The sequence below is a fragment of the Streptococcus sp. DD11 genome, assembly GCF_001578865.1.
In the GTDB taxonomy this organism is placed as follows: domain Bacteria; phylum Bacillota; class Bacilli; order Lactobacillales; family Streptococcaceae; genus Streptococcus; species Streptococcus panodentis.
Map to the genome: position 1 here is coordinate 125,413 of NZ_KQ969397.1, position 1,442 is coordinate 126,854.

At 50.8% G+C, this 1,442-nt stretch carries 1 protein-coding gene; it reads right to left on the reverse strand.

Annotated elements, in window-relative coordinates; genetic code table 11:
• Window positions 1-1,442 (reverse strand): CAP domain-containing protein (locus tag STRDD11_RS11660; RefSeq protein ID WP_241209450.1); only part of this gene is annotated, 1,442 nt, incomplete at both ends.

Consider the following 1,442-nt stretch of genomic DNA (forward strand, 5'->3'; position numbering starts at 1 on the left):
AGCCTGACTGCTGTCGAGAGCATTTGCATAGAGGCCGTTTTCTTGGATAATTGCATCCATCAGACGCTCATAGCTGTCCTGAAGATTGGTATAAACTTCCTGCAGTCCGGCCAAGGCTGCGGCTTCCTGCTCATATGCAGCTTGTTTTGCGGCCAATTCTGCCTGCGCTATGGCCAGTTCGCGCTGCGCTTCCGCTAAGAGCTGCGGAGCATCCAGCAGATTTTGCACTTTCTGCTGGGCTGCTGCATAATCAGCCTGAGCTGCCTGCAGATTTTCTTGAGCTGCTGCCACATTCATCTGAGCTGCCTGCTGCGCAACCCTGAGTTCCGCCAGCTTCTCTTTTGCTTCATTTAAGGCAGCTTGAGCCTTAGTCAGCTTGTCCTGATGAGGCTGCAGGCTGGCTGCAATTTTAGAGGTTGCTGTATTTAAAGCCTTCTGCTTATCAGCGACATTTTGCTGGTTCAGTGCCAGACTGTTTTCTGCTGCAGCAACTTTCTGACGGGCTGTTTCTACTGCAGCTGAACGAGCTGCCCCGGTGCGTTGCTCATCTGCCAATTGTGCAGTCAGAATATTCAAGGTAGATTCTTGACCGATCTGCTGAGCCTTCAGCTCTGCCAGCTGATTTTTCAGGGCCGTTACCCTTGCACTGGAGCCAACTGAACGGCCGCCGCCAGCACGGAGCAGCTGTTCCATAGCTGCCACTGTCAGCAGAGTCCCATTATTGACCCGTTGGCTGAAATTGCGGACATTATGGAAGCCTACTTCAGAAGTCCCGTAAACAGTGCTGAATTGGTTGGCATGAGTATCATAGGCTGCCGAAATAGCATTGGCTTTATTGTCCATCATTTGGACATAGTGTCCAATCTGTGCAAAGACATTGGCGCCGACCTTCATGTAAATAGCATTGGCATCCAACTGTCTTTCATCTGTAGGCAGGCCGTACTGGCCGGCGATTCGCTGATACAGCGCCTTTTCGCTGTGCCAGAAATCAACTGCTCCTTGCGGACTGAAGCTGATTGCTACATTTTCATTGCCAATCAGCTTGCCCATGTGCCAGTTATTTCTCTCAAAGTAAATCGTCTGAATCTGGCTGGCTACATTGGCATAAGGATCCACCAGCAATTCCTGCAGTCCGGCATTGCGGCGGTAGGTATTGATGGCCTTGACCAATTCTAGTGCCTTCAGATTATTTTCCAGGCTGGCAGGGCTGCTTGAATCCGTACCGACAGTGATGCCAAATTCATTTTGGCCGCGCTGATAAACTGCCAAAGCATTATTGGCTGCATCGCGGATTTCCTGGTTGGCCGCATGATTGCGCACATTTTCTAAGAATTGAGAATAGTTCGTGTTGCGCAGGTCAACTGGTGCAGTCGCTGCTTCCTGCTCTGCTGCCGGAATCTGTGCTTCCACAGAGCTGATTGTCTGCTTGGTTTGATCCAAAG